The 21,857-nt window shown below is 61.5% G+C and carries 19 protein-coding genes; 14 read left to right on the plus strand and 5 right to left on the minus strand.

The features are described 5' to 3' along the window. From argS to DOU54_RS06070, 12 genes are all read left to right on the plus strand, one after another. Positions 1 to 1,621, plus strand: a 1,621-nt coding sequence (gene argS, locus DOU54_RS06015) for an arginine--tRNA ligase (RefSeq protein ID WP_286079863.1), incomplete at its 5' end; no start/stop codon positions are given. 66 nt (positions 1,622 to 1,687) lie between these two features. Next, the gene (locus DOU54_RS06020; RefSeq protein ID WP_113380566.1) at positions 1,688 to 4,732 is read left to right on the plus strand and encodes an SPOR domain-containing protein; all 3,045 of its coding nucleotides are present in this window, start codon (positions 1,688 to 1,690) and stop codon (positions 4,730 to 4,732) included. Positions 4,733 to 4,974: 242 nt separating this feature from the next. Then, positions 4,975 to 5,991, plus strand: coding sequence for a beta-N-acetylhexosaminidase (nagZ, locus tag DOU54_RS06025; RefSeq protein ID WP_113380567.1), 1,017 nt, complete (start codon positions 4,975 to 4,977; stop codon positions 5,989 to 5,991). A 55-nt stretch (positions 5,992 to 6,046) separates the two neighbouring features. Beyond that, positions 6,047 to 6,892: a segregation and condensation protein A gene (locus DOU54_RS06030; RefSeq protein ID WP_022556273.1), complete on the plus strand. Its 846-nt coding sequence runs from the start codon at positions 6,047 to 6,049 to the stop codon at positions 6,890 to 6,892. After that, positions 6,885 to 7,619: an SMC-Scp complex subunit ScpB gene (gene scpB / locus DOU54_RS06035; RefSeq protein WP_004442146.1), complete on the plus strand. Its 735-nt coding sequence runs from the start codon at positions 6,885 to 6,887 to the stop codon at positions 7,617 to 7,619. Before DOU54_RS06030 ends, scpB begins: the two co-directional genes overlap by 8 nt. A 130-nt stretch (positions 7,620 to 7,749) precedes the next feature. Further along, positions 7,750 to 7,956 (plus strand): twin-arginine translocase TatA/TatE family subunit, encoded by a 207-nt coding sequence (locus DOU54_RS06040; protein ID WP_003509722.1) that lies wholly within the window; start codon positions 7,750 to 7,752, stop codon positions 7,954 to 7,956. Between the two features lie 56 nt (positions 7,957 to 8,012). After that, the gene (gene tatB / locus DOU54_RS06045) at positions 8,013 to 8,759 is read left to right on the plus strand and encodes a Sec-independent protein translocase protein TatB (RefSeq protein ID WP_004442140.1); all 747 of its coding nucleotides are present in this window, start codon (positions 8,013 to 8,015) and stop codon (positions 8,757 to 8,759) included. After that, positions 8,756 to 9,559, plus strand: coding sequence for a twin-arginine translocase subunit TatC (gene tatC, locus DOU54_RS06050; RefSeq protein WP_022556270.1), 804 nt, complete (start codon positions 8,756 to 8,758; stop codon positions 9,557 to 9,559). Before tatB ends, tatC begins: the two co-directional genes overlap by 4 nt. A gap of 101 nt (positions 9,560 to 9,660) precedes the next feature. Further along, positions 9,661 to 10,944 (plus strand): serine--tRNA ligase, encoded by a 1,284-nt coding sequence (serS, locus tag DOU54_RS06055; protein ID WP_004442134.1) that lies wholly within the window; start codon positions 9,661 to 9,663, stop codon positions 10,942 to 10,944. A gap of 173 nt (positions 10,945 to 11,117) precedes the next feature. Next, on the plus strand, positions 11,118 to 11,888 hold the full coding sequence (gene surE, locus DOU54_RS06060) for a 5'/3'-nucleotidase SurE (protein WP_004442133.1): 771 nt from the start codon (positions 11,118 to 11,120) through the stop codon (positions 11,886 to 11,888). Continuing rightward, on the plus strand, positions 11,885 to 12,538 hold the full coding sequence (locus DOU54_RS06065; RefSeq protein WP_022556269.1) for a protein-L-isoaspartate(D-aspartate) O-methyltransferase: 654 nt from the start codon (positions 11,885 to 11,887) through the stop codon (positions 12,536 to 12,538). The genes surE and DOU54_RS06065 overlap by 4 nt, the downstream gene beginning before the upstream one ends. A 345-nt stretch (positions 12,539 to 12,883) precedes the next feature. Beyond that, positions 12,884 to 14,449 carry a LysM peptidoglycan-binding domain-containing M23 family metallopeptidase gene (locus tag DOU54_RS06070; RefSeq protein WP_034498966.1) on the plus strand — a complete coding sequence of 522 codons (1,566 nt, stop codon included), beginning with the start codon at positions 12,884 to 12,886 and terminating at the stop codon, positions 14,447 to 14,449. A gap of 290 nt (positions 14,450 to 14,739) precedes the next feature. Here DOU54_RS06070 and mobB read toward each other — a convergent pair whose 3' ends face one another. From mobB to moaA, 5 genes are all read right to left on the minus strand, one after another. Beyond that, on the minus strand, positions 14,740 to 15,255 hold the full coding sequence (gene mobB / locus DOU54_RS06075; RefSeq protein ID WP_035211513.1) for a molybdopterin-guanine dinucleotide biosynthesis protein B: 516 nt from the start codon (positions 15,253 to 15,255) through the stop codon (positions 14,740 to 14,742). Further along, positions 15,252 to 15,878, minus strand: coding sequence for a molybdenum cofactor guanylyltransferase MobA (gene mobA / locus DOU54_RS06080; RefSeq protein ID WP_037093450.1), 627 nt, complete (start codon positions 15,876 to 15,878; stop codon positions 15,252 to 15,254). The genes mobB and mobA overlap by 4 nt, the downstream gene beginning before the upstream one ends. Next, positions 15,875 to 17,074 (minus strand): multidrug effflux MFS transporter, encoded by a 1,200-nt coding sequence (locus tag DOU54_RS06085; RefSeq protein ID WP_113730943.1) that lies wholly within the window; start codon positions 17,072 to 17,074, stop codon positions 15,875 to 15,877. Before DOU54_RS06085 ends, mobA begins: the two co-directional genes overlap by 4 nt. A gap of 1 nt (position 17,075) precedes the next feature. After that, entirely contained in the window at positions 17,076 to 18,044 is a 969-nt protein-coding gene (locus tag DOU54_RS06090) for a DMT family transporter (RefSeq protein ID WP_037093454.1), read from the minus strand. A 171-nt stretch (positions 18,045 to 18,215) separates the two neighbouring features. Further along, on the minus strand, positions 18,216 to 19,265 hold the full coding sequence (gene moaA / locus DOU54_RS06095; RefSeq protein WP_045533710.1) for a GTP 3',8-cyclase MoaA: 1,050 nt from the start codon (positions 19,263 to 19,265) through the stop codon (positions 18,216 to 18,218). A gap of 107 nt (positions 19,266 to 19,372) precedes the next feature. Between moaA and DOU54_RS06100 the strand changes: the two genes are divergently transcribed. Then, on the plus strand, positions 19,373 to 19,741 hold the full coding sequence (locus DOU54_RS06100) for a gamma-butyrobetaine hydroxylase family protein (protein ID WP_037093458.1): 369 nt from the start codon (positions 19,373 to 19,375) through the stop codon (positions 19,739 to 19,741). 278 nt (positions 19,742 to 20,019) lie between these two features. Next, complete coding sequence (locus DOU54_RS06105; protein ID WP_037093460.1) at positions 20,020 to 21,831, plus strand: monovalent cation:proton antiporter-2 (CPA2) family protein; 1,812 nt, start codon at positions 20,020 to 20,022, stop codon at positions 21,829 to 21,831. Positions 21,832 to 21,857: the final 26 nt, after the last annotated feature.

The following is a 21,857-nucleotide window of genomic DNA, read 5'->3' on the forward strand; positions in this document are numbered from 1 at the left end:
CGCAACCAATGCCGCCATGGTGCTGGCGAAACCGCTCGGCACCAATCCGCGCGCCCTGGCCGAACTCATCGTGCCGGCGCTTCAAGCGGATGGCGATGTTGATAGCGTCAATGTCGCGGGTCCCGGCTTTATCAATCTCAAGGTGTCGGTTGGTTACTGGCAGCGTCTGCTGGCAGATATGATCAACCAGGGTATCGATTTCGGCCGCTCCACCATCGGTGCGGGCCAGAAGATCAACGTCGAATATGTCTCGGCCAACCCGACCGGCCCGATGCATGTCGGCCATTGCCGTGGCGCCGTGGTCGGCGACACGCTGGCGAACCTGCTCGCATTTGCTGGTTACGGCGTCACAAAGGAATATTACATCAACGATGCCGGCTCGCAGATCGATGTGCTGGCCCGTTCGGTGTTCCTGCGGTATCGCGAGGCGCTCGGCGAAGATATCGGCACCATCCCGTCCGGTCTCTATCCCGGTGATTACCTCGTTCCCGTCGGCCAGGCGCTGGCCGATGAATATGGCATCAAGCTGCGCGCCATGCCTGAAGAAAAGTGGATGCCTATCGTCAAGGACAAGGCGATCGACGCGATGATGGCGATGATCCGCGAGGATCTGGCGCTTCTCAACGTCCGGCACGACGTGTTCTTCTCGGAGCGCACGCTGCATGAGGGCAATGGCGGGCCGATCCTGTCGGCCATCAACGACCTCACCTTCAAGGGCCATGTCTACAAGGGCACGCTGCCGCCGCCGAAGGGCGAATTGCCTGATGACTGGGAAGACCGCGAACAGACGCTGTTCCGCTCCACCGAAGTGGGCGACGATATGGACCGCGCGCTGATGAAGTCGGACGGTTCCTACACCTATTTCGCCGCCGACGTCGCCTATTTCAAGAACAAGTTCGACCGTGGTTTTTCCGAGATGATCTATGTGCTCGGCGCAGACCATGGCGGTTACGTCAAGCGTCTGGAAGCCGTCGCGCGCGCCGTCTCCGAGGGCAAGTCGAAGCTGACGGTTCTTCTGTGCCAGCTCGTCAAGCTGTTCCGCGACGGTGAGCCGGTGAAGATGTCGAAGCGCTCCGGCGACTTCGTGACCCTGCGCGACGTTGTCGACGAAGTGGGTCGCGATCCGGTGCGATTCATGATGCTTTATCGGAAGAATTCCGAGCCGCTGGACTTCGATTTTGCAAAAGTGACCGAACAATCGAAGGATAATCCGGTCTTTTACGTGCAATATGCGCATGCCCGCTCAATGTCGATCTTCCGGCAGGCGCAGGAAGCGTTTCCGGGGCTTTCTCCTTCGGCTGAGGAGATGGCGGCATCTGTATCTTTGATCAGCGATATCAATGAGTTGCAGCTGGTTGCAAAACTCGCGGAATATCCGCGCCTGATCGAATCCGCGGCCCTTTCGCATGAGCCGCACCGGCTTGCTTTTTACCTCTATGATCTCGCCAGTTCCTTCCATGGACACTGGAACAAGGGTAAAGACCATCAGGAATTACGTTTTATTAACGATAAAAACCGAGAATTGAGCATTGCCAGACTTGGGCTGGTGAATGCTGTCGCGAATGTTCTGAGGTCTGGACTGACGCTTTTAGGAGCGGACGCACCTGACGAAATGCGATAACATCTCACCATTATTTGCTCACAATACGCTGGCAAGAGCTGCAATGCGTAGATGGTGGAACACGTAATGGTCGAAAAAAATGTCGCGTATAACCGGGACGCCCGGTCCGAAGGCTTCGCTGACAACGATCCTCTGGCAGAACTGGCGCGTATCGTCGGCTTCGAAGATCGTCCTTCGCATGCGGGTTCCGAAGCTGCGCCACGCGCTGCCTCACCGGTTACCCGCCGCGAACCCGAATTTAATCTCGAGGACGAGCTGCTTCGGGAATTCGAGGTTTACGATGCGCCGCATGCCGATCCGATCGTTCTTGATCCGGCAAACGATGTTCGTGCAGGCATCCATCCAAGCGATTTCATGCAGCGGGTCGAATCCGTTTTCGCTCGCCGCGAGCCCGCACTTGCGCCGGCAGCTGAACCGGAACCCGAGGTGACATTCGCTCCCGAAGCAGCGGAAGAGCTGCTTCCAGAGGTCAATGAGGCCTATATCCACAATTACGTCGAAACCCCCACGCAGGATATCCGGGCGGATTTCCGCGATGATGCCGGCGCGGTGGCTGAAGTTTTCGATGTGCATTCGCGTCAGGCGCGTCCTGCCGAGCCGATGGTCTACGAGCAGGCTGCCTCACAGGTGGCATGGGAAGAGCCGCAGGCCGCGGAACCCGTCCAGCCGGAATGGCACGCCATGCCGGAGCTTCCGGCAGATGTCTCCAGCAATATTGCTGCCGCCGCTTATACTGCTACACCGGTGTCCCAGAGCCTCGATCTCGCCGATGAAGTGGAAATCGCCGTCGCCGAACAGGCGCCTGCTCCGATTTCCGTTCGTCCGCCATCGCATGGCGGCCGGTCTTCGCTGGAATTTTCGAGCCTGCGGTTGCCGCTTGCCAATTTCGGCGCCCGCCGCGATGTTTCGGCCGCTGACCCGAAGCGGGTTGAGCCGCGCTCCGAACGGCAGCCTGCCGCGGCCCGGGTAGAGCCGCAGGTCGAAGTCGCTCCCGTGCCTGCCGTCGTCCAGGCGGAAGAGACCGCGCCATCCTTCACGCCTTCGGTCGCCGAGGTCTTTACGCCTACCGCAGAGCCTCTGACGGTTGAGGCTGCCGAGAAGCCGGCGGCGAAACATCTCTCGCCGATGGACGAGTTGATTTACGACGTCGCGAAATATTCCATTCCCGGTCGCGGTGAAGCGCCGCTCGTGCAGGCGGTCCCCGCAGCGCAGGCTGCCAAGGTTGAACCGCCCGTGGTTACTGCCGCTCCGGTGAAGGCAGCGCCGGTTGCCGATGCAGCGCCCGCAGCATCCGCCGAGGAGCTTGATTTCGCCGGCTTCAATGATGATGATTTCGAGCTTGCGCTTGACGATCTCGATCTCGATCTGGATCTGTCCGACATCGCTGAAGCGGAGGTCGCGCCAGCGCCTGCACCGCAGCCGGTTCGCCAGCAGCCGGCCGCGCCGGTGGCCGTTCAGGCACCCGCACCGCAGCCGGTGAAGGTGCAGCCCGCACCGCAGCCCCGGCCTGCGCCCGTTGCCGCACCTGTTGCTGCCGTTGCCGCCGCACCCGTTGCTGCCGCTCCGGTTCAGCCGCGCCCGGCCGCTCCCCAGCCTGTCGCGCCACAGACGCTGGAAAGCCTGCCTTTCGATCCCTCGCAGATCGGTGAGACGGAAGAGCATCCGGAAACCATCGTCGAGATGGATGTACCGGAACTGCCGGTTGGCGTTTTTGAGCCGAAGCCGGCTCCCCGCCGTCATGAGGAAGACCTCGACATCGACACCGAGCTTGCGACGCTGTTTGCTCCTGCTGTTGCCGGTGGTCTCGACCGCCACAAGCACGCGGAAAACCGAGGAGCTGCCCAGGCTCGTCCTGTTCAGGCTCCGGAAGAGGCCGACGAGTTCGAACGGGCGCTGGAAGAGGATTTCCGCCGCTCCATGCAGGAGGCTGCCGCTTCCCGTGGCAATGCGCCTCGCGAGCCCGAAAATACGTACGTCGACAATCAGGCTGCTTATCGTGACGAGGATGAACGCGGCGGTCGCCGCTGGATCATGCCGGTTGCGGCTGCCATCGGCCTGGTGCTGATCGGCGGCGGTGTTTACGCGCTGGTCTCCGGCGGTTCGTCGAGCACCGGTTCCAACGGCGCGCCGGTCATCATCTCCGCCGATAACGACCCGATGAAGGTCGTGCCGGAAAATCCGGGCGGTCGTGTCGTGCCGAACCAGGACAAGGCGGTATATGATCGCGTTGCCGGCGGCAGCGCTGCCGATCCGAAGCAGCCGGCGCTGATTTCCAGCAACGAACAGCCCGTGGACGTGGTCCAGCGGACTCTGATCCCCGAACAATTGCCGCTGGAAGGCGAAAACGACGCCGATATGGAAGCCGCTGGCACGCCGGTTGGCGAGACCGAGGATCCGCGCCTGCTTTCGCCGGAAGAAAAGGCCGCACAGAACGAAGGTTCGGCTGCGACCGGCGTTTCCCCGCGCAAGGTCCGCACCATGATCGTCAAGCCTGACGGCACGCTTGTCGCACAGGAAGTCGAGGTGCCGGCAGCCCAGCCGCCGAAGGCTGACAAGGTCGAGGAACTTGCTGCGCCGCAGACCGCCAAGCCGGGTGAGGGCGCTCCCGCCGTCATCGCCGCATCGCGGGTTCCGGTCGCGCCGGAACAGGCTCAGCCGCAGGCCAACACGCCTGCCGCCACCAAGCCGGCTGCGCAGTCCGCCGCGCCGCTTCCGGCAACACGTCCGTCCTCGCAGCCCGCAAACGTCGTGGCGACGGTGACCAATCAGGGCAATGTTCGTCCGACCACGACTGCGCCTGCTCAGCCGCAGGCCGCGCAGCAGCAGACCGCAGCCGCTACGCCGGCTGCGACCAGCACGCCGTCCGCCGGTGGCTACTATATCCAGATCGCGTCGCTGCCGAGCCAGGCGGAAGCGCAGAAGTCCTACCAGAACATGTCGGCCAAGTTCGGCTCGGTCATCGGTGGACGCGGCGTCGACATCAAGGCTGCCGAAATCGCCGGCAAGGGCACCTTCTACCGCGTCCGTATCCCGGCCGGTGACAAGAACGAAGCCGTGGCGCTGTGCGAAAAGTTCCGTTCGGCCGGTGGCAGCTGCCTGGTGGCGCGGTGACAGCGGGCAATATGGCTTCGTAACGATCAGGGCTGCCGAGTGGGGCAGCCCTTGGCATATTCGGGCCTTCCGGCAAACTCTACGTCATCCTCGGGCTTGACCCGAGGATCCACGGCCGCCGGAATGGATCCTCGGGTCAAGCCCGAGGATGACGCGGAGAAATTAACCGGACCTCTCCGCAGTCTCGGTGGCTAAAGGTCATTCTTCCCTTATCTCTTTTGTTCTCAGACAGGCGTGACACCATGACCGATTGCAAAGCTATGATCCTCGGATGCAGCGGGCTTTCGCTGACTGCCGACGAGATTGCCCTTTACCGAGATGAGCAGCCCTGGGGTTTCATCCTGTTCGGGCGCAATATTGGCGAGCCGCAGCAGATCACCGATCTCGTCGCCGCCATGCGCGATGCCGTCGGGCGGACAGATGCGCCGGTGCTGATTGATCAGGAGGGCGGACGGGTTCAGCGTATCAAGCCGCCGATCCTGCAGGCTTATCCGAATGCCCGCATTCTCGGTGAAATCTATGAGCGCGACCGGGGTGCCGGTCTGCGTGCCGCCTGGCTGATGTCGCGACTGCACGCGTTTGACCTGATGAAATTCGGCATCAATGTCGATTGCCTGCCGGTGCTCGACGTGCCGGTGGAAGGCGCCAGCAATGTCATCGGCAACCGTGCCTATGGCTATACGCCGACCATGGTGGCCGAGATGGGGCAGGCGGCGGCCGACGGGCTGAAGGCGGGTGGCATGCTGCCTGTCATGAAACATATGCCGGGTCATGGTCGCGGCATGGTGGATTCGCATCATGAACTGCCTGTGGTCGACGTGCCGCTCGATGAGCTGGATGCGCATGACTTCGTGCCCTTCCGGGCACTGAACCGCGAATTGATGGCGATGAGCGCGCATCTTGTGTTCAACGCCGTCGACCGCGAACGGCCGGCGACGACATCACCGAAGGTGATCGAGGAGATTATTCGCGGGCGGATCGGATTTGACGGCCTGCTGATGTCCGACGACAGTTCGATGAACGCGTTGAAGGGCACGCTGGGTGAAAGAGCTGCGAATATTGTTGCTGGCGGCTGCGATATAGTCTTGCATTGCAACGGCGTGATGGGTGAAATGCTCGAGGTTGTGAAAGAGGTTCCCGTTCTTTCCGGCCGGTCGCTGGAGCGGGTGCGGGCAGTTGAAGCGGGTTTCCCGACTGCGGACCCATCCGACGAAGCGGAACTGAGAGCCGAATTCAACGCCATGTGGGCCGTTTCCTGATAGTCGGGCGGCCGCTTACTCGGGATCAAGGCCGGAAGCTCCGGCGGATGGAACGATGGCCGCAGACAAATCTCGCAATTCGACACCGATGGACAAGCTCTGGCAGGATGTGACGCCGGAGCGGCTGACGGGTGAGGCCGGACTGGTCATCGATGTCGCGGGTTTCGAAGGCCCGCTCGATCTGCTGCTGCATCTTGCCCGCACGCAGAAGGTGGACCTGTCGCGCATTTCAGTGCTGGCGCTTGCCGAGCAATATCTGCAATTCGTGGAAAGCGCGCGGCGCGTGCGTATCGAGCTGGCGGCCGATTATCTGGTCATGGCGGCGTGGCTCGCCTTCCTGAAGTCCAAGCTTCTCATTCCGCAGCAATCCAAGGATGACGGCCCCTCGGGTGAGGAAATGGCCGCAACCCTTGCCTTCCGGCTGAAGCGGCTGGAGGCGATGCGCGAGGCGGCGGAACGGCTCATCAATCGCGCCCAGCTCGGCCGCGATGTGTTTGCACGTGGTGCGCCGGAGCATATTCCGCACATCAACCGCTCTGCCTACGAGGCGAGCCTTTATGACCTGCTCAGCGCCTACGCCAATCTGCGGCAGAGACAGGCGATCACCCAGGTCACCATTGAAAAACGGCAGGTCTGGTCGCTGGTCGAGGCGCGGGAGCTTTTAACCGGTCTCCTCGGCGATGTCGGAGAATGGACCGCGCTCGATCAATATCTGCTGCAATATGTCCCCGATCCCGCGATGCGGGTGACGGCGATCGCCAGCGCCTTTGCCGCGTCACTGGAACTTGTGCGCGAGGGCACGCTGCAAATCCGGCAGGAGGGCGCTTTCCAGCCCATCTATATGCGCCGTGGCACGAGGGATGATCGTGCGGCGGTCGCCGAGAGGACTGACAATGACTGATAATGATGAGACGGCCGAGGCGACGATCGCGACGGATGGGGTGGGACTAGAACCCACGGTATTTTCCGAGCGCCAGTTGAAAGAGGCCGAGCGGATCGCCGAGGCTTTGGTTTTCGCCTCGGCCGAGCCGGTCTCTCCAGGTTTCATCGCGGAGCGCCTGCCGCGCGGCATGGATGTCGACGCCGTTCTTCAGCATCTGAAAGCCGCCTATGCGGGCCGGGGCGTCAATCTCGTGCAGGTGGGCGGGCAATGGGCTTTCCGCACTGCCGGCGATCTTTCTTTCGTCATCCGCGCCGAGGAAAAGGAACCTAAGAAGCTCTCTCGCGCGGCGCTGGAAGTCCTGGCGATTATCGCATATCATCAGCCGGTGACACGCGCTGAAATCGAGGAAATCCGCGGTGTTCAGACCTCGCGCGGCACGCTTGACGTCTTGATGGAGGCGGGCTGGGTCCGGTTCCGTGGCCGCAGGCGCACACCCGGCAGGCCGGTGACGATCGGTACCACGGTTGAGTTTCTCGACCATTTCGGCCTCGAGGAGTTGCGCGACCTGCCGGGGCTCGAGGAGCTGAAGGGAGCAGGGCTGCTTTCCGGCCGCATACCTTCCAATTTCGGCGTGCCCCTGCCGATGATGAGCGACGAATTGCGTGAGGATGAAGACCCGATCACGCAACTTGATCTGGAAGAGCTGGGCCTGCTTGCGCCTGGTGGTGGCGACGGCGACGATTGAGATCGTTATCGCGCGGGCGACACGACGCAAAAACTTTATGCTCACACCCTGTTGAAGCGGCAATTTGTTGTTTGAAAAAGCCTTTCAAACGTCTTACATCGTCTGAAAGCGAAATTCAGGAGTTTCAGTTATGGGTTCTTTTAGTGTGTGGCATTGGCTCATCGTGCTGGTGATTGTTCTCGTCCTTTTCGGACGCGGCAAGATCCCGGAATTGATGGGCGATGTCGCCAAGGGCATCAAGAGCTTCAAGAAGGGCATGGCTGACGAAGACCAGACGCCGCCGCCGGCCGATGCCAACACGAAGACCGTCGACCACAAGGCTGACGAGATCAAGTAAGCGGCCCTGCCGTTTGGTTTGAGACTGACGCGCGTTAGGGTCTCGGGAGCATATTGATGTTTGATATCGGCTGGAGCGAGCTGCTGGTGATTGCGGTCGTACTGATCGTGGTTGTCGGGCCGAAAGACTTGCCGCCCATGATCCGCGCCTTTGGCAAGACCATGGCTGGCCTTCGCAAGATGGCGGGGGATTTCCGTACCCAGTTCGATGAGGCCCTCAAAGAGGCCGACATGGACGATGTGCGCCAGACCATATCGGATGTCCGCAATCTCAACCCGACCAACTCGCTGCGTGATGCGATGAACCCGCTTCGCCAGCTCGGCAACGAGATCAAGTCCGATCTTCAGAAGGCGACCACGCCGCCTGAGGGCCTGTCATCCTCGCCTGCTACGTCGACCGCAGCACCGGCGACCAGTGAGCCGGTTGCACCGCTCGTCAGCATTCCCGAGCCTGAGATGAAGCTGCCGGATACCCCGCCCGTGACTGCCAGCGCCCCCGTTGCGGCACCGGTCGTACCGGCGGAAAAGCCGAAGCGTGCCCGGGCTAAATCGATTGCGACCGTCGAGGCGGAAGCGGTTGCCGCCAAGCCGAAACGCGCCAGCCGCGCCAAAGCGGTCGCGGCGTCCGAACCCGTTGCTGTCAATTCCACGGAGACTTCAGCTGCAAAGCCGACCGTAAAAGCCGTCGCGAGAAAAGCGGCCGCCAGGAAAGTCGTGGCTGAAAAGCCTGTCGTGGCCGCCGATGCCAAGCCGGTGAAGCCGGCGAGAACAAAGGCTGCAAAGCCCAAAAAGGATGAAGCATGAGCGGGGACATCGAGGACAAGCCGCAGCCGCTTATCGAACATCTGATGGAACTGCGCACACGGCTGATTTGGTCGCTGGGTGCGTTCTTCGTTGCCTTCATCGCCTGTTTTGCCGTTGCCAAGCATCTCTTCAACCTGCTTGTCATTCCCTATAAGTGGGCGGTTCTCTGGGCTGGCCTTGATGTGACGAAGTCGTCGCTGATCTATACCGCGCCGCAGGAATTCTTCTTCACGCAGATCAAGGTCGCCATGTTCGGCGCGATGGTCATCTCCTTTCCGGTGATCGCCTCGCAGCTTTATAAATTCGTGGCGCCCGGCCTCTACAAGAACGAGCGCGCCGCTTTCCTGCCGTTCCTCGTCGCATCGCCGATCCTGTTCCTCATCGGAGCGGCGCTCGTCTATTTCTTCTTCACGCCCATGGTCATGTGGTTCTTCCTCGCCATGCAGCAATTGCCAGAAGATGGCGAGGTTGCGATTTCGCTGATGCCGAAGGTGTCGGAATATCTGAGCCTCATCATGACGCTGGTGCTGTCCTTCGGTCTGGTGTTCCAGCTGCCCGTGGTCACGACGCTTCTGGCGCGCGTGGGCCTTCTGACCAGCGACTGGCTGCGTGAGAAGCGCAAGTTCGCGATTGTCATGGCCTTTGTGGTCGCCGCCGTGCTGACCCCGCCGGATCCGATGTCCCAGATCGGTCTTGCACTGCCTGCGATCATTCTCTACGAGATTTCCATCTACATGGCTCGACTCGTGGAGAGGAAGCGCGCTGCGGAATCCGCAAGCACGGAGCTGGAGGAGACCTGAGTTTTCGAAGGTCTCGCCGCTCAAGACATCTCCTCGCGCCGGGCTTCTGCCCGGCGTTTTGCTGTAAAACATCGGTGATGCAACAACGGTCTGGAACGACGATGCACGACATTAAATGGATACGTGAAAACCCCGAAGCTTTTGACGCGGCGCTCGCACGCCGTGGCGCGGAGCCTGCGGCCGCAGGTCTGATCGCGCTCGATGAAAAGCGCCGTTCCGTCATCCAGTCCCTGCAGGACATGCAGTCCCGCCGCAATGCCGCCTCCAAGGAAATCGGCGCCGCCATGGCGCAGAAGAACATGGAGCTTGCGGAAAAACTTAAAGCCGAGGTCGCCGACCTCAAGGACAAGATGCCGCGCGCCGAGGAGGAGGACCGTCAGGTCACCGCCGAGTTGAACGACGCCCTGTCGCGCCTGCCGAACATGCCCTTCGACGATGTGCCCGATGGCAAGGACGAGCATGACAATGTGGTGACCCGCGTCGTCGGCCAGAAGCCCGGCTGGAACCACGAGGCCAGGGAACATTTCGAAATCGGCGAAGCGCTTGGTTATATGGATTTCGAGCGGGCCGCCAAACTTTCGGGTTCGCGTTTCACCGTTCTCACCAGCCAGCTCGCGCGGCTGGAGCGGGCGCTCGGCCAGTTCATGATCGACCTGCACACCTCGGAACATGGCTATACCGAAGTTTCCTCGCCGCTGATGGTGCGCGACGAGGCGATGTTCGGCACCGGGCAATTGCCGAAATTCTCCGAGGACCTGTTCAAGACCACCGATGGCCGCTGGCTGATCCCGACGGCGGAGGTGACCCTGACCAACCTCGTGGCCGGCGAAATCCTCGAGCAGGAAAAGCTGCCCCTGCGTTTCACCGCACTCACACCGTCCTTCCGCTCGGAAGCGGGTTCGGCAGGCCGTGACACGCGCGGCATGCTGCGCCAGCACCAGTTCTGGAAGTGCGAGCTCGTCTCCATCACGGATGCGGAAAGCGCTGTCGCCGAGCATGAGCGCATGACGGCATGCGCCGAGGAGGTGCTGAAGCGGCTGGGCCTGCATTTCCGCACCATGACGCTCTGCACCGGTGACATGGGCTTTGGCGCGCGCAAGACCTACGATCTGGAAGTGTGGCTGCCCGGTCAGAATACCTATCGCGAAATCTCGTCCTGCTCGGTCTGCGGCGATTTCCAGGCGCGCCGCATGAATGCGCGCTATCGCGGCAAGGACGACAAGGCGACGAAGTTCGTGCATACGCTGAACGGTTCCGGCACGGCTGTCGGCCGCTGCCTGATCGCCGTTCTCGAAAATTACCTGAACGACGATGGCTCTGTCACAATTCCTGATGTGCTGCTGCCCTATATGGGCGGTCTGACGCGGATCGAAAAGGCGGCTTGATTTCAAAGATGGCGACATGCCGGACTTGATCCGGCATCCATCCAGCCCAAGTCGTTGGGCTGAAAAGGACTATTCCCGTGGCGCAGACACGCGTCGACTGGATCCCGGCTCAAGGCCGGGATGACGGTTCGGGGAGTGTTCTGCCTGAGCAAAATGAAGAGCGGGAGGAAAACATGCGGATTTTGCTGACAAACGACGACGGTATCCACGCCGAAGGGCTGGCCGTGCTGGAGCGTATCGCTCGCACGCTCTCCGACGACGTCTGGATCGTTGCGCCGGAGACAGACCAGAGCGGGCTTGCTCACTCCCTGACGCTGTCCGAGCCGTTGCGTCTTCGCAAGGTTTCCGACAAGCATTTCGCTCTGCGCGGCACGCCGACTGATTGCGTTATCATGGGCATTCGCGAGGTTCTGCCGGAAAAGCCAGATCTCGTACTGTCAGGTGTCAATGCCGGCGCCAACATGGCCGATGACGTGACCTATTCCGGCACGATTGCCGGGGCCATTGAAGGTACGCTGCAGGGCGTGCGGTCTTTTGCGCTCAGCCAGGCCTTTAGCCATGCCGAAGGCCGCGTCGTGCCGTGGGAGGTGGCCGAGACCTATGCGCCCGATCTTATTCGCAAGCTCATCGATGTCGATCTGCCTGACGGCACCTTCCTCAATCTCAATTTTCCCAATTGCGCGCCAAAGGATGTGCAGGGCGTGTCCGTCACGGGGCAGGGCAAGCTCGATTTCGGCCTGACGGTGGAAGAACGCCAGGATGGCCGCGGTTTTCCCTATTACTGGCTGCGTTTCGGCGAACGCATGGGCACCTTCCGCGAAGGCACCGATATCCACGCCTTAAAGCATGGCAAGATTTCCGTCACGCCGCTGAAGCTTGACCTGACGGATTACACGGTGAAGGATCGGGTTGCGCAAGCGCTTGGATTCGGAGTCGCCGATTGAAATCTGCCATGGTCGAAAAGGAAGGTTTTGCAGCTCTCGTTCTGCGCTTGCGGGGCGAGGGGATTTCCGATCTCGACCTGCTGACGGCGGTTGAGCAGACGCCACGATCCAAATTCGTGCCGCCGCAATTCGCCGCCGACGCCTATTCCAGCCGCACCATCCCGATAGACTGCGGTTCCTTCATGGAAGGGGCCGACATGGCTGTGAAAATCCTTGCCCGCCTGCAGCTGAAACCCGGCCAGCGCGTGCTGGAAATCGGTACCGGCAGCGGTTTCATGACGGCGATCATTGCCCGCCGGGTAGAGCGCGTCTTTTCGCTGGAGCGGTACAAGACGCTGGTGCAGCAGGCGCAGAACTGTCTCGATGATCTTGCAATCCGCAACGTCGTCATCCGCCAGGCGGATGGCAGCAACGGCCTGGTGGGTGAGGGCACTTTTGACCGAATCGTTTCCACGGCGGCCTTCACCACCATGCCCCGTTTCTTTGCCGAGCAGATCGTTTCCGGCGGCATGATGATCGCGCCGATCATCGTTGAAGGTGATCGCTGCGTGATGACGCGCTTTTCCAAGACCGGCAGCCGCTTCGAGAAGGAAGAACTGTTCGAGGCGCCCTACCTGCCGCTCAGCACCCATATTGCGCGTCATTTGTGACAAAATGAAAATTTTGGAGACATTGTATTTTGGTCTCCTAATGTTCGGAATTTTCGCAAGCATTTGATTTTAAGAGATTTTATTGTTTCATCATGGCGCATCCTGTCTTCGTCATGGTTATCGAAGTGTCAAAAAAGCGCCAAACGGCTTAACGTTTTAACGGCGTGGTAACACTAACGCGCTTTAATCATAAACATCGACGCATGGTTTTCCCCACCTCGGGAAATGGGCCTTGCAAGAATTGAAATTTGTGCCGGATCGATCTCGATGCGGCGGGTTGGCGTCAGTGTAGATCGAGTCATGCGTATGAGACATTCGTCTAAAATCGGAAAATCAGTCGCAAAAATGTTCGCAGCGGCATTGCTGGCAAGCGTCGCAACGGGCTGTAGCTCGGATGCAACGCGGTTCAGCGGCCTCTTTTCCAGTGGACCGGATCAGATGACCACGGCGTCAATTCCTGCCCGTCAGGGCGGCGGTGCTTACGGGCAGGCCCCGGTTCCGCAGGGCGACATGAATGGCGGTTACGCCTCTGCCGCGCCACAGGGAGGTTATGCCAACCAGAACATGGCCGGCAATTCCTATCCGCAGCAATCGGGTGGTTACGGTGGCGTTCAGCCGTCCACGGCCCGTGCCTCGGCCTCGCCGGTGCAGCGTTCCGAGCTGTCTGCGCCGACAGCCGTGGCGAGCCGCGATCCGTCGACCCGCAACGAAGCTATGGCCCAGCCTTTCCCGTCCGCCCAGCCCAAGGCCACGCCGTCTCTGGCAGCGCCCGCACGGCAGGCTGCCGCACCCGCCGCTGACAACCTGACCACCGCGACCGTTCGTTCCGACAAAAACGGCTGGCACACCGATGGCGCCGCCTCCGTGACCCTGCGTCCCGGCGAAAGCATCGCGACCCTCTCCAACCGCTACGGCGTTCCGGAAAAGGAACTGCTGCGGGTCAATGGCCTGAAGACCGCTTCCGCCGCGCAGGCCGGCCAGTCGATCCTCATTCCGAAGTTCGGCCAGGTCCGCAACGCCGCCAAGGATGCCGCCGGCGATATTGCGCTCAACCGCAATGGCGACCAGCCGACACCGCTGCGTGCGCCGGATGGAAACGTGGCCGTGCTGCCGTCGCAGGCCGCCGCCCGTGACAAGGTTTCTGCTGAAGCTGGCAAACTGACGCCTCCGGGCGGCAAGCCGCTGCCGCCTTCTGGTGGCTACAAGGTTCAGCCGGGCGACAGCCTCGCCAAGATCGCCCGTGCAAACGGCGTGTCGGTGGCTGCTCTCAAGGCGGCAAACGGTCTCGGCAACGAAAGCATCCGCGTCGGCCAGACGCTCAACATGCCGGGTGCTTCGACGGATGCCATCAAGACCGCTTCCGTTCCCGCCAAGGAAGCCGCAAAGCCCGTCGAAACCGCATCCGTCAAGCCGGAGCCCTATAAGGCGCCGGCCGCCGCCGCCGCTCCGGCTGCGCCCGCAACTCCGGCCACCGCCAGTGTCAGCGATATCGAGAAAAAGGCCGACATGGCGTCGGTCGCACCGGAATCCACCGGCATCGGCAAATATCGCTGGCCGGTGCGCGGCGCGGTCATCAATAATTTCGGTGACAATGTCGAAGGCAGCCGCAACGACGGCATCAACATTTCGGTTCCCGAGGGCACGCCGATCAAGGCCGCTGAAAACGGTGTCGTCATCTATGCCGGCAATGGCCTGAAGCAGCTCGGCAACACGGTTCTTGTCCGCCATGACGACGGCAAGGTCACGGTATATGGCAACGCTGCCAATCTCGACGTGCAGCGTGGCCAGAAGGTTCAGCGCGGCCAGACCATCGCCACCTCGGGCATGACCGGCAGCGCCAAACGTCCGCAGGTTCACTTCGAAGTTCGCAAGGATGCGACGCCGGTGAACCCATCCACTTTCCTTGAATAGGTATTGCGTCTCAAGGAATGATGAAGCCGGGTGATGAGCCCGGCTTTTTCATTTTATGGGGTGATGCGTGCGGAAAAAGTTCTGGAATGGGTGCCTCGGGCTTAGTGGGCATTGGTTTCTCGCGGTTTTCCCCTCCGTCATGCCGGACCCGATCCGGCATCCAGTCGACGCGCGTCTGCGCGGCGGAATGAGTCTCCTCAGCCCAAGGACTTGGGCTGGCTGGATACCGGCTCAAGGCCGGTATGACGGATTTGGGGATGCAGCCCAAGTCAGGTCGAGCCGCTACGTGTCTAACCCCTGACAAGACCCACCGTCGTCTCGATGAAGTCGGCAATCGCGCCGGTATCGTCGAGATCAAAAACCGGAAGCGCCGTGTCCGTCACCGCGTGATCGGCGGCAATGGCGACGATATGCGGATCGAGCGGCGCCAGCGGTTCCGTTTTCGCCGCCTCAACCCGGCGCGCTTCGATTTTCGGGACCGGCTCGTATTTATAACCTTCGATCAGCACCAGGTCGCACGGCGCGAGGCGGGAGAGGATGTCTTCGAAGGAGGGCTCCGGTTCGCCGCGCAATTCATGCATGATGGCGAAGCGGGTGCCGGAAACGATGGTGACCTCGTGCGCGCCGGCCTGCCGGTGACGCCAGCTATCGGCGCCGACCTTATCGATATCGAAATCGTGATGGGCGTGCTTGATGGTGGAGACACGGTAGCCGCGCGCCGTCAGTTCGGTGACGATGCGCACGGCAAGACCTGTTTTGCCTGAGTTCTTCCAGCCGGCGATGCCGAAGACCTTTTGTGCCGTCATGCTTCCATGCTCTCCAGATAGCTGCGCGCCAGTGCAAGCTCATCCGGCGTGTTGATGTTGAAGAACGGATCGAGGCTGCCCTTTGCCGTTTCCAGCGGCGCAAAAGCAACCCCAATGGTGACATGCCGGGCAAGATAAGCGCGGATGCGCCGGTTGGCATCGTTCTTCAGCCATGCATCGAGATCATCGGCGAGAGCGACCGGCCACAACGCAAAGACCGGATGAAGCTGGCCGCTGGAGGCGGCAATGACGATTGCATTGTCCGACAGGTGTTCGCAAAGCCGCACCACAAGATCGTCAGGGAAAAACGGGCTGTCGGCGGGCGCTGTCAGAAAGTGGCTGACCGCGTCGCCGCGGTGCTGGAAATGGCGCATGCCGGCCAGAACGCCCGCGAGCGGACCGGCATGGCCGTTCAGCGTATCGGGCAGCAGCGGCAGGCCGAAACTTTCCGCCCAGCCATTGGCCGCATTGATGGTGACGTCGCAGACCTGCGGCGTGATGCGGCTGATGACACGGGACATGAGAGGCGCATCGCCCAATTGCACCATCGCCTTGTTGCTGCCCATACGCCGCGAAAGCCCGCCGGCGAGTACCAGGCCGGGTATTTCAAAAGGGGCCGTCATTCCCGCTTTTCCTGCAGCCTTACGATATAGGTGGTGAGGAGGGCGACAAGGCCGGTCGCCAGCATCACCAGAAGAAGCGGCCAGGTTCCATCCTCTTTTGAAAGAACCGAGGAGGCGAGAACCGAGAGTACCGCGCCGCCGCCAATGGTCATGGCGCCGCCGAGACCGGAGGCTGAGCCAGCCAGATGCGGCTGGACGCTGACCATGCCGGCATTGGCGCTGGGCAGCGTCACGCCGTTGCCGACGCCGATCAGGGAGAGCGGCACAAAAAACGCATAGGCGCTTTCCGCCCCGACCGAGATCAGTGCGATGGCGGTGATGATGCCGGCAATGCCGATGACATTGCCCGACAGCATCATGCGGGTGATGCCGATTTCGCTGGCATAACGACCGGAGATGAAGTTGCCGAGCATGTATCCGCTGGCCATGAAGAAGAATTGCAGGCCGAGCATGGCCGGCGAAAGCCCATAAAGCACGCTGCCGACAAAAGGCGCGCCGCCGAGAAAGGAGAAGAACATGCCCGATGAGAAGGTCGAGGTCAGGGCGTAACCCCAGAACAGCGGCGAGCGCAGAAGTTCCGGCCAGGCATGGAACTGCTGCGAGAAGCTTGCCGATCTGTTGTGGTTGGTTTCGCCGAGATCGAGCCAGGCGAGCGCCAGGATGCCGAGGCCAAGCAGGCAGAGGAGGGCGAAGCTCGATTGCCAGCCCGAGATGTCATTGAGCAGGCCGCCAACCGTTGGCCCCACCATCGGCACCACGGACATGCCCATCGTCACATAGCCGATCATCGAGGCCGCCTGTTCCATGGGCACCATGTCGCGCACGATCGCGCGGGCGAGCACGAAGCCGGAAACGACGGCCGCCTGCGCCACGCGCCCGATCATGAAGACTGTGATATTGGGCGCCAGCATGCACACAAGCGTCGCGACGATCATGACGGCGATGCTGGCGAGCATGACGGGGCGGCGCCCGAAGAGGTCGGAGAGCGGGCCGATGACGAGCTGCAGGCAGGCGGTGGCGGCGAGATAACCCGAGACGGCGAATTGCATCACCGCGTAATCGGTCTCGAAATACACTGCCATCGTCGCAAGCGAGGGCAGGAACACATTCATGCACAGCGCCGCGACACCGGCGATGACGACCAGCGTGATGATGTGGGGTGGGGTGGTTCTGTCCAGAAAACGGCCGCCGTTCATGTCATTCTCCCGCCTCTTCCGTTACGGCAGCTTTCGTTACGGAAGCCGGCCGTACGGTGGTCACGGCAGTGGGGGTGGCGGCCGCGCGCTTGGCCATCTGCGAGCGCTTGCGGAGGCTTTCCCGGTAGAAGGTATAAAGGCCCGAACCGATGATGATCATGGCGCCGATGATGGTGTAATTGTCGATCTTCTCGTTGAAGAAGAATATGCCGATCATGAAGCCCCAGAGCAGGCCGGTATAACGAAACGGCGCGACGAAGGAAATTTCGCCCGATCTCATCGACAATATGATCGCCTGGTAGCCGACCAGCACCAGAATGGCCGAGGCGGCCAGATGCGAGACGATCGTGACGTTCATGGGCTGCCAGCCGCCGAAGGGCAGGATCAAGAGGCCGCCCACTGCCATGTTGACGAAGGCGGTGATGACGGTGATCGCAAGCGAAGGCACATCGGCATACATTTTCCGCGTCAGCAGATCACGCGCGGCGGTGACGGCCAGCGATGCGACAACCAGCAGCGCGCCCGGCGTAAAGCCTTCCGGGCCGGGCCGGATGATGACGAGCACGCCGATGAAACCAACGATGATCGCCACCCAGCGCCGCCAGCCCACAGGTTCGCGCAGGAACAACGCCGCACCCAGCGTCACCACCAGCGGCAGGGACTGCAATATGGCCGAGGCATTGGAAAATTCGATGAGGCCGAGCGCCGTCAGATAAAGAACGGCGGCGGTCACCTCGCAGAGACAGCGCAGGATGATGATGGGGCGCAAAAGGGTTCTCAGGGGCCGGAGCGCGCCGAAATGCCGGGCCGCGATATAGATCAGCACAACGGTCATGATGCCGCGGACGAACATGATCTGACCGGTGTTGATGTAGGGGGTGACGGACTTCGTCAGCGCGTCGTTGGCCGTGAAGCTTGCCATTGCGAGCGCCATGAAAAGCGCGCCGCGCGTATTGTCCGTCAATGCCATTCCCAAATATCCCAGACCATGCGCGGTTTACTCCGTCCGCCCCTCCGGGCGATCTGGAGCCGCCGTTACGGCGCAACCACGCATTCCTCCATATAAAGAGACGTGGCACGGCAGAGCTGGCAATTCAACCGTTTATATGGGTGGGTGGATGAGAAAGACGTTCAGCCGGCCTCAGCCGCCTGTCACGCTCATATGGCGGGAGACTGCGGGTCGGTTGTGGGTGCGGTCGATGATGAAATCGTGTCCTTTCGGCTTGCGCAGAAGGGCTTCATCGATGGCGCTGGAAAGATAGGCGTCGCTGTCGGAAGCGCGCAGCGCCGTGCGCAGATCGGCAGCGTCGTCCTGGCCGAGACACATATAGAGCGTGCCGGTACAGGTGAGACGGACACGATTGCAGCTTTCGCAGAAATTATGGGTCATGGGCGTGATGAAGCCCAGCCGGCCGCCGGTTTCCTTCACCGTCACGTAACGGGCCGGGCCGCCGGTCTGGTAATCGCTGTCGATGAGCGTGAAGCTCTGCTCGAGATCGCTGCGCAATTTTGAAAGCGGCAGATAACGGTCGGTGCGGTCTTCCTCGATCTCGCCCATCGGCATGGTCTCGATGACCGTCAGGTCCATGCCGCGGCCGTGGGCGAAGCGCATCAGCTCCGGCATTTCGGCATCGTTGAAGTCCTTCAGCGCAACGGCGTTGAGTTTCACCTTGATGCCTGCCGCCTGTGCGGCATCGAGCCCCTCCATCACCCGCCCGATATCCCCCCAGCGGGTGATATGGCGGAATTTATCGCTGTCGAGCGTATCGAGGGAGACATTGATGCGGCGCACGCCGCAATCGGCGAGTTCGGCTGCGAATTTCGCCAGCTGTGAGCCGTTGGTGGTCAGCGTCAATTCCTCGAGCGCACCGCTCTCGACATGTCGCCCGAGGTTCCTCACCAGGGACATGATGTTCTTGCGCACCAGCGGCTCACCGCCGGTCAGCCTCAGCTTGCGGACGCCGCGCGTTATGAAGACGGAACAGAGCCGGTCGAGTTCTTCGAGCGTCAGAAGGTCCTTCTTCGGCAGGAAAGTCATGTGCTCGGACATGCAATAGGTACAGCGAAAATCGCAGCGGTCGGTCACGGAAACGCGCAGATAGGTGATGGCGCGGCCGAAAGGGTCCACCATCGGTGCGTTGTTTTCCGTCAGGAACTGCGCTTTTCCAAGCGATCCGGGGAAACTGTTCACGTCTCCATCCTCATTGCGCGATGCGCCCCTCAAATGATGTAGTGGCTTGCCTATCCTGAGGCAAGTCCGTAATTCTGACGCATGTGATGAGCTTGCGGAAGTGAAAAATGAGTGATGCCTGGCCGACAGAGCTGCTTGTGTCGAAAGACCGGCGCGAATTGACCGTTTCCTTCGACGATGGAAGCGTTTACCGGCTGAAGGCCGAGATGCTGCGCGTGCTTTCGCCCTCGGCAGAAGTGCAGGGCCACGGGCCGGGGCAGAAGGTCACGGTGCCGGGCAAACGCGATGTCGCCATCCGCTCCATGGTCGCGACAGGCAACTATGCGGTGCGCATCGTTTTTGACGATGGCCATGACAGCGGCATCTACACCTGGAAATACCTGAAGGAACTGGGTGAGACCGGGGACAGGCTGTTTGCGGATTATGAACGGGAGCTCGCCGAAAAGGGCTTGAGCAGGGAGCCACGGTGCCGGTAGAGAAAACAGCGAGGGAGACGCCCTCGTGAGAACTATGGCAAAGGGTTCGAAGAACTGCTGCGTTTGGCAACGTTGTTGCATTCGCGCTTCGTCACCCCGGACTTGATCCGGGGTCCAGCGCGATCAAGTCCTTGATCGCGGGAGAGTCCTTTCACGGCGCAGACGCGCCGTGGTTGGATGTCGGATCTAGTCCGGCATGACGGAGGAAATGTTCTCGCGCGTTGCCGATAATCGGACGAGGGCAAAGCTCTTGTCTCACTATTTAAACGGGGTGGCGTGTGGCTGTAGAAGCAAACGGAAATGATCTGGCCCAGGTGGTCGTATTGCTGGCGGCAGGCGTTGTCGCCGCGCCGATCTTCAAGCGCATCGGCCTCGGCTCTGTGCTGGGTTATCTCGCCGCCGGCCTGGTGATCGGGCCTTACGGTCTTGGTTTCTTTTCCGATTCGCAGGCCATTCTACACATAGCGGAACTCGGCGTGGTGATGTTCCTGTTCATCATCGGCCTTGAAATGCAGCCGTCGCGGCTGTGGTCCATGCGGCAGGATATTTTCGGGCTCGGCGCATTGCAGGTGCTGGTCTGCATGGGCGGCCTGACGTTGATCGGGGTCGGCCTCGGCTTTCCTGTCATCATGTCCTTCGTCGCTGGCACGGGCTTCGTGCTGACGTCGACGGCGATCGTCATGCAGATGCTGCAGGAGCGCAACAGCATGTCCAGCCTGAAAGGGCAGCGCATCATCGCCATACTGCTGTTCGAGGATCTGGCCATCGTGCCGCTGCTGGCGCTCGTCGCCTTCCTCGGTTCGGGCGGGGAACATGTCACGGCGTCGGAGCGCTGGGTTTCCGTCGGCATTGCGCTTGCCGCCGTCGGTGCGCTCATCCTTGCCGGACGTTATCTGCTCAACCCGTTCTTCCGCCTGCTGGCGGCCTCCGGTGCGCGCGAGGTGATGACGGCTGCGGCGCTGCTGGTGGTGCTGGGTTCGGCGCTTCTGATGCAGGTCAGCGGCCTTTCCATGGCGATGGGCGCTTTCCTGGCCGGCGTGCTGCTGTCGGAATCCTCCTTCCGCCATCAGCTGGAGGCGGATATCGAGCCGTTTCGCGGCATTCTGCTCGGCCTGTTCTTCCTCGGCGTCGGCATGGCGATCGATCTTGCCGTCATTGCCTCCAACTGGCAATTGGTGCTGGTCAGTGTCGCCGGATACATGCTGCTCAAGGCCTTCCTCATCTATGGCGTGGCGCGGGCGCTCGGCACCACCAGGCGTGAAAGCCTGGAACGGGCGGTGCTGATGGCGCAGGGCGGCGAATTCGCCTTCGTGCTCTATTCTGCCGCTGTCAGCGCCGGCATTCTCGACCGGGAGGCCAATGCCATCCTGACGGCGACGATCATCATCTCCATGGTCCTGACGCCGCTGATGGTCATCCTGCACGACCGGCTGGTGCCGGCGGCGGTGCCCAATACTGACGATCTCGACGTGCCTGAAAATGTCGAGGGCAGCATTCTCCTGATCGGTTTCGGACGTTTCGGCCAGATCGTCAGCCAGCCGCTTCTGGCGCGCGGTTACACGCTGTCTTTGATCGACAAGGATGCCGACTTCGTGCGCGATGCGGCGGAATTCGGTTTCAAGGTCTATTATGGCGATGGCTCGCGGGCGGAAATCCTCCATGCCGCCGGCGCCAGCACGGCGCGTGCTGTTCTCATCTGCGTCGACGACAAGGAAGCAGCCGTCCGGATCGCGGAGATCGTCAAGCATGAATTCCCGCTGGTTCCGGTTCTCGCTCGCGCCTATGACCGTGGCCACGCCATCGATCTGCTGAAGGCCGGCGTGGATTACCAGATTCGCGAGACGCTGGAATCGGCGCTGAATTTCAGCGAGGAGGTTCTGGGCGCCATGGGCGAGGAGCGGGAAGACGCCGCCCGTCTGGTGGAGGAATTCCGCGACCGCGACGAGGAGCGTTTCGCCATGGAGGTCGTCGGCGGCATTTATGCCGGCCGTTCGCTGATCCGTGGCAACGCCCAGCCAGCCGATCTCGTCGCCGCGCGCACGGCGCGTGAGCGGGCGGAGCGGGAAAAGGCGGAAGCGGCGGAAGATTAAGGGATTGCGCCCGGCGGTGTCGCAGG

The sequence above is a fragment of the Agrobacterium sp. MS2 genome, from assembly GCF_003261015.1.
Classification (GTDB): domain Bacteria; phylum Pseudomonadota; class Alphaproteobacteria; order Rhizobiales; family Rhizobiaceae; genus Agrobacterium; species Agrobacterium pusense.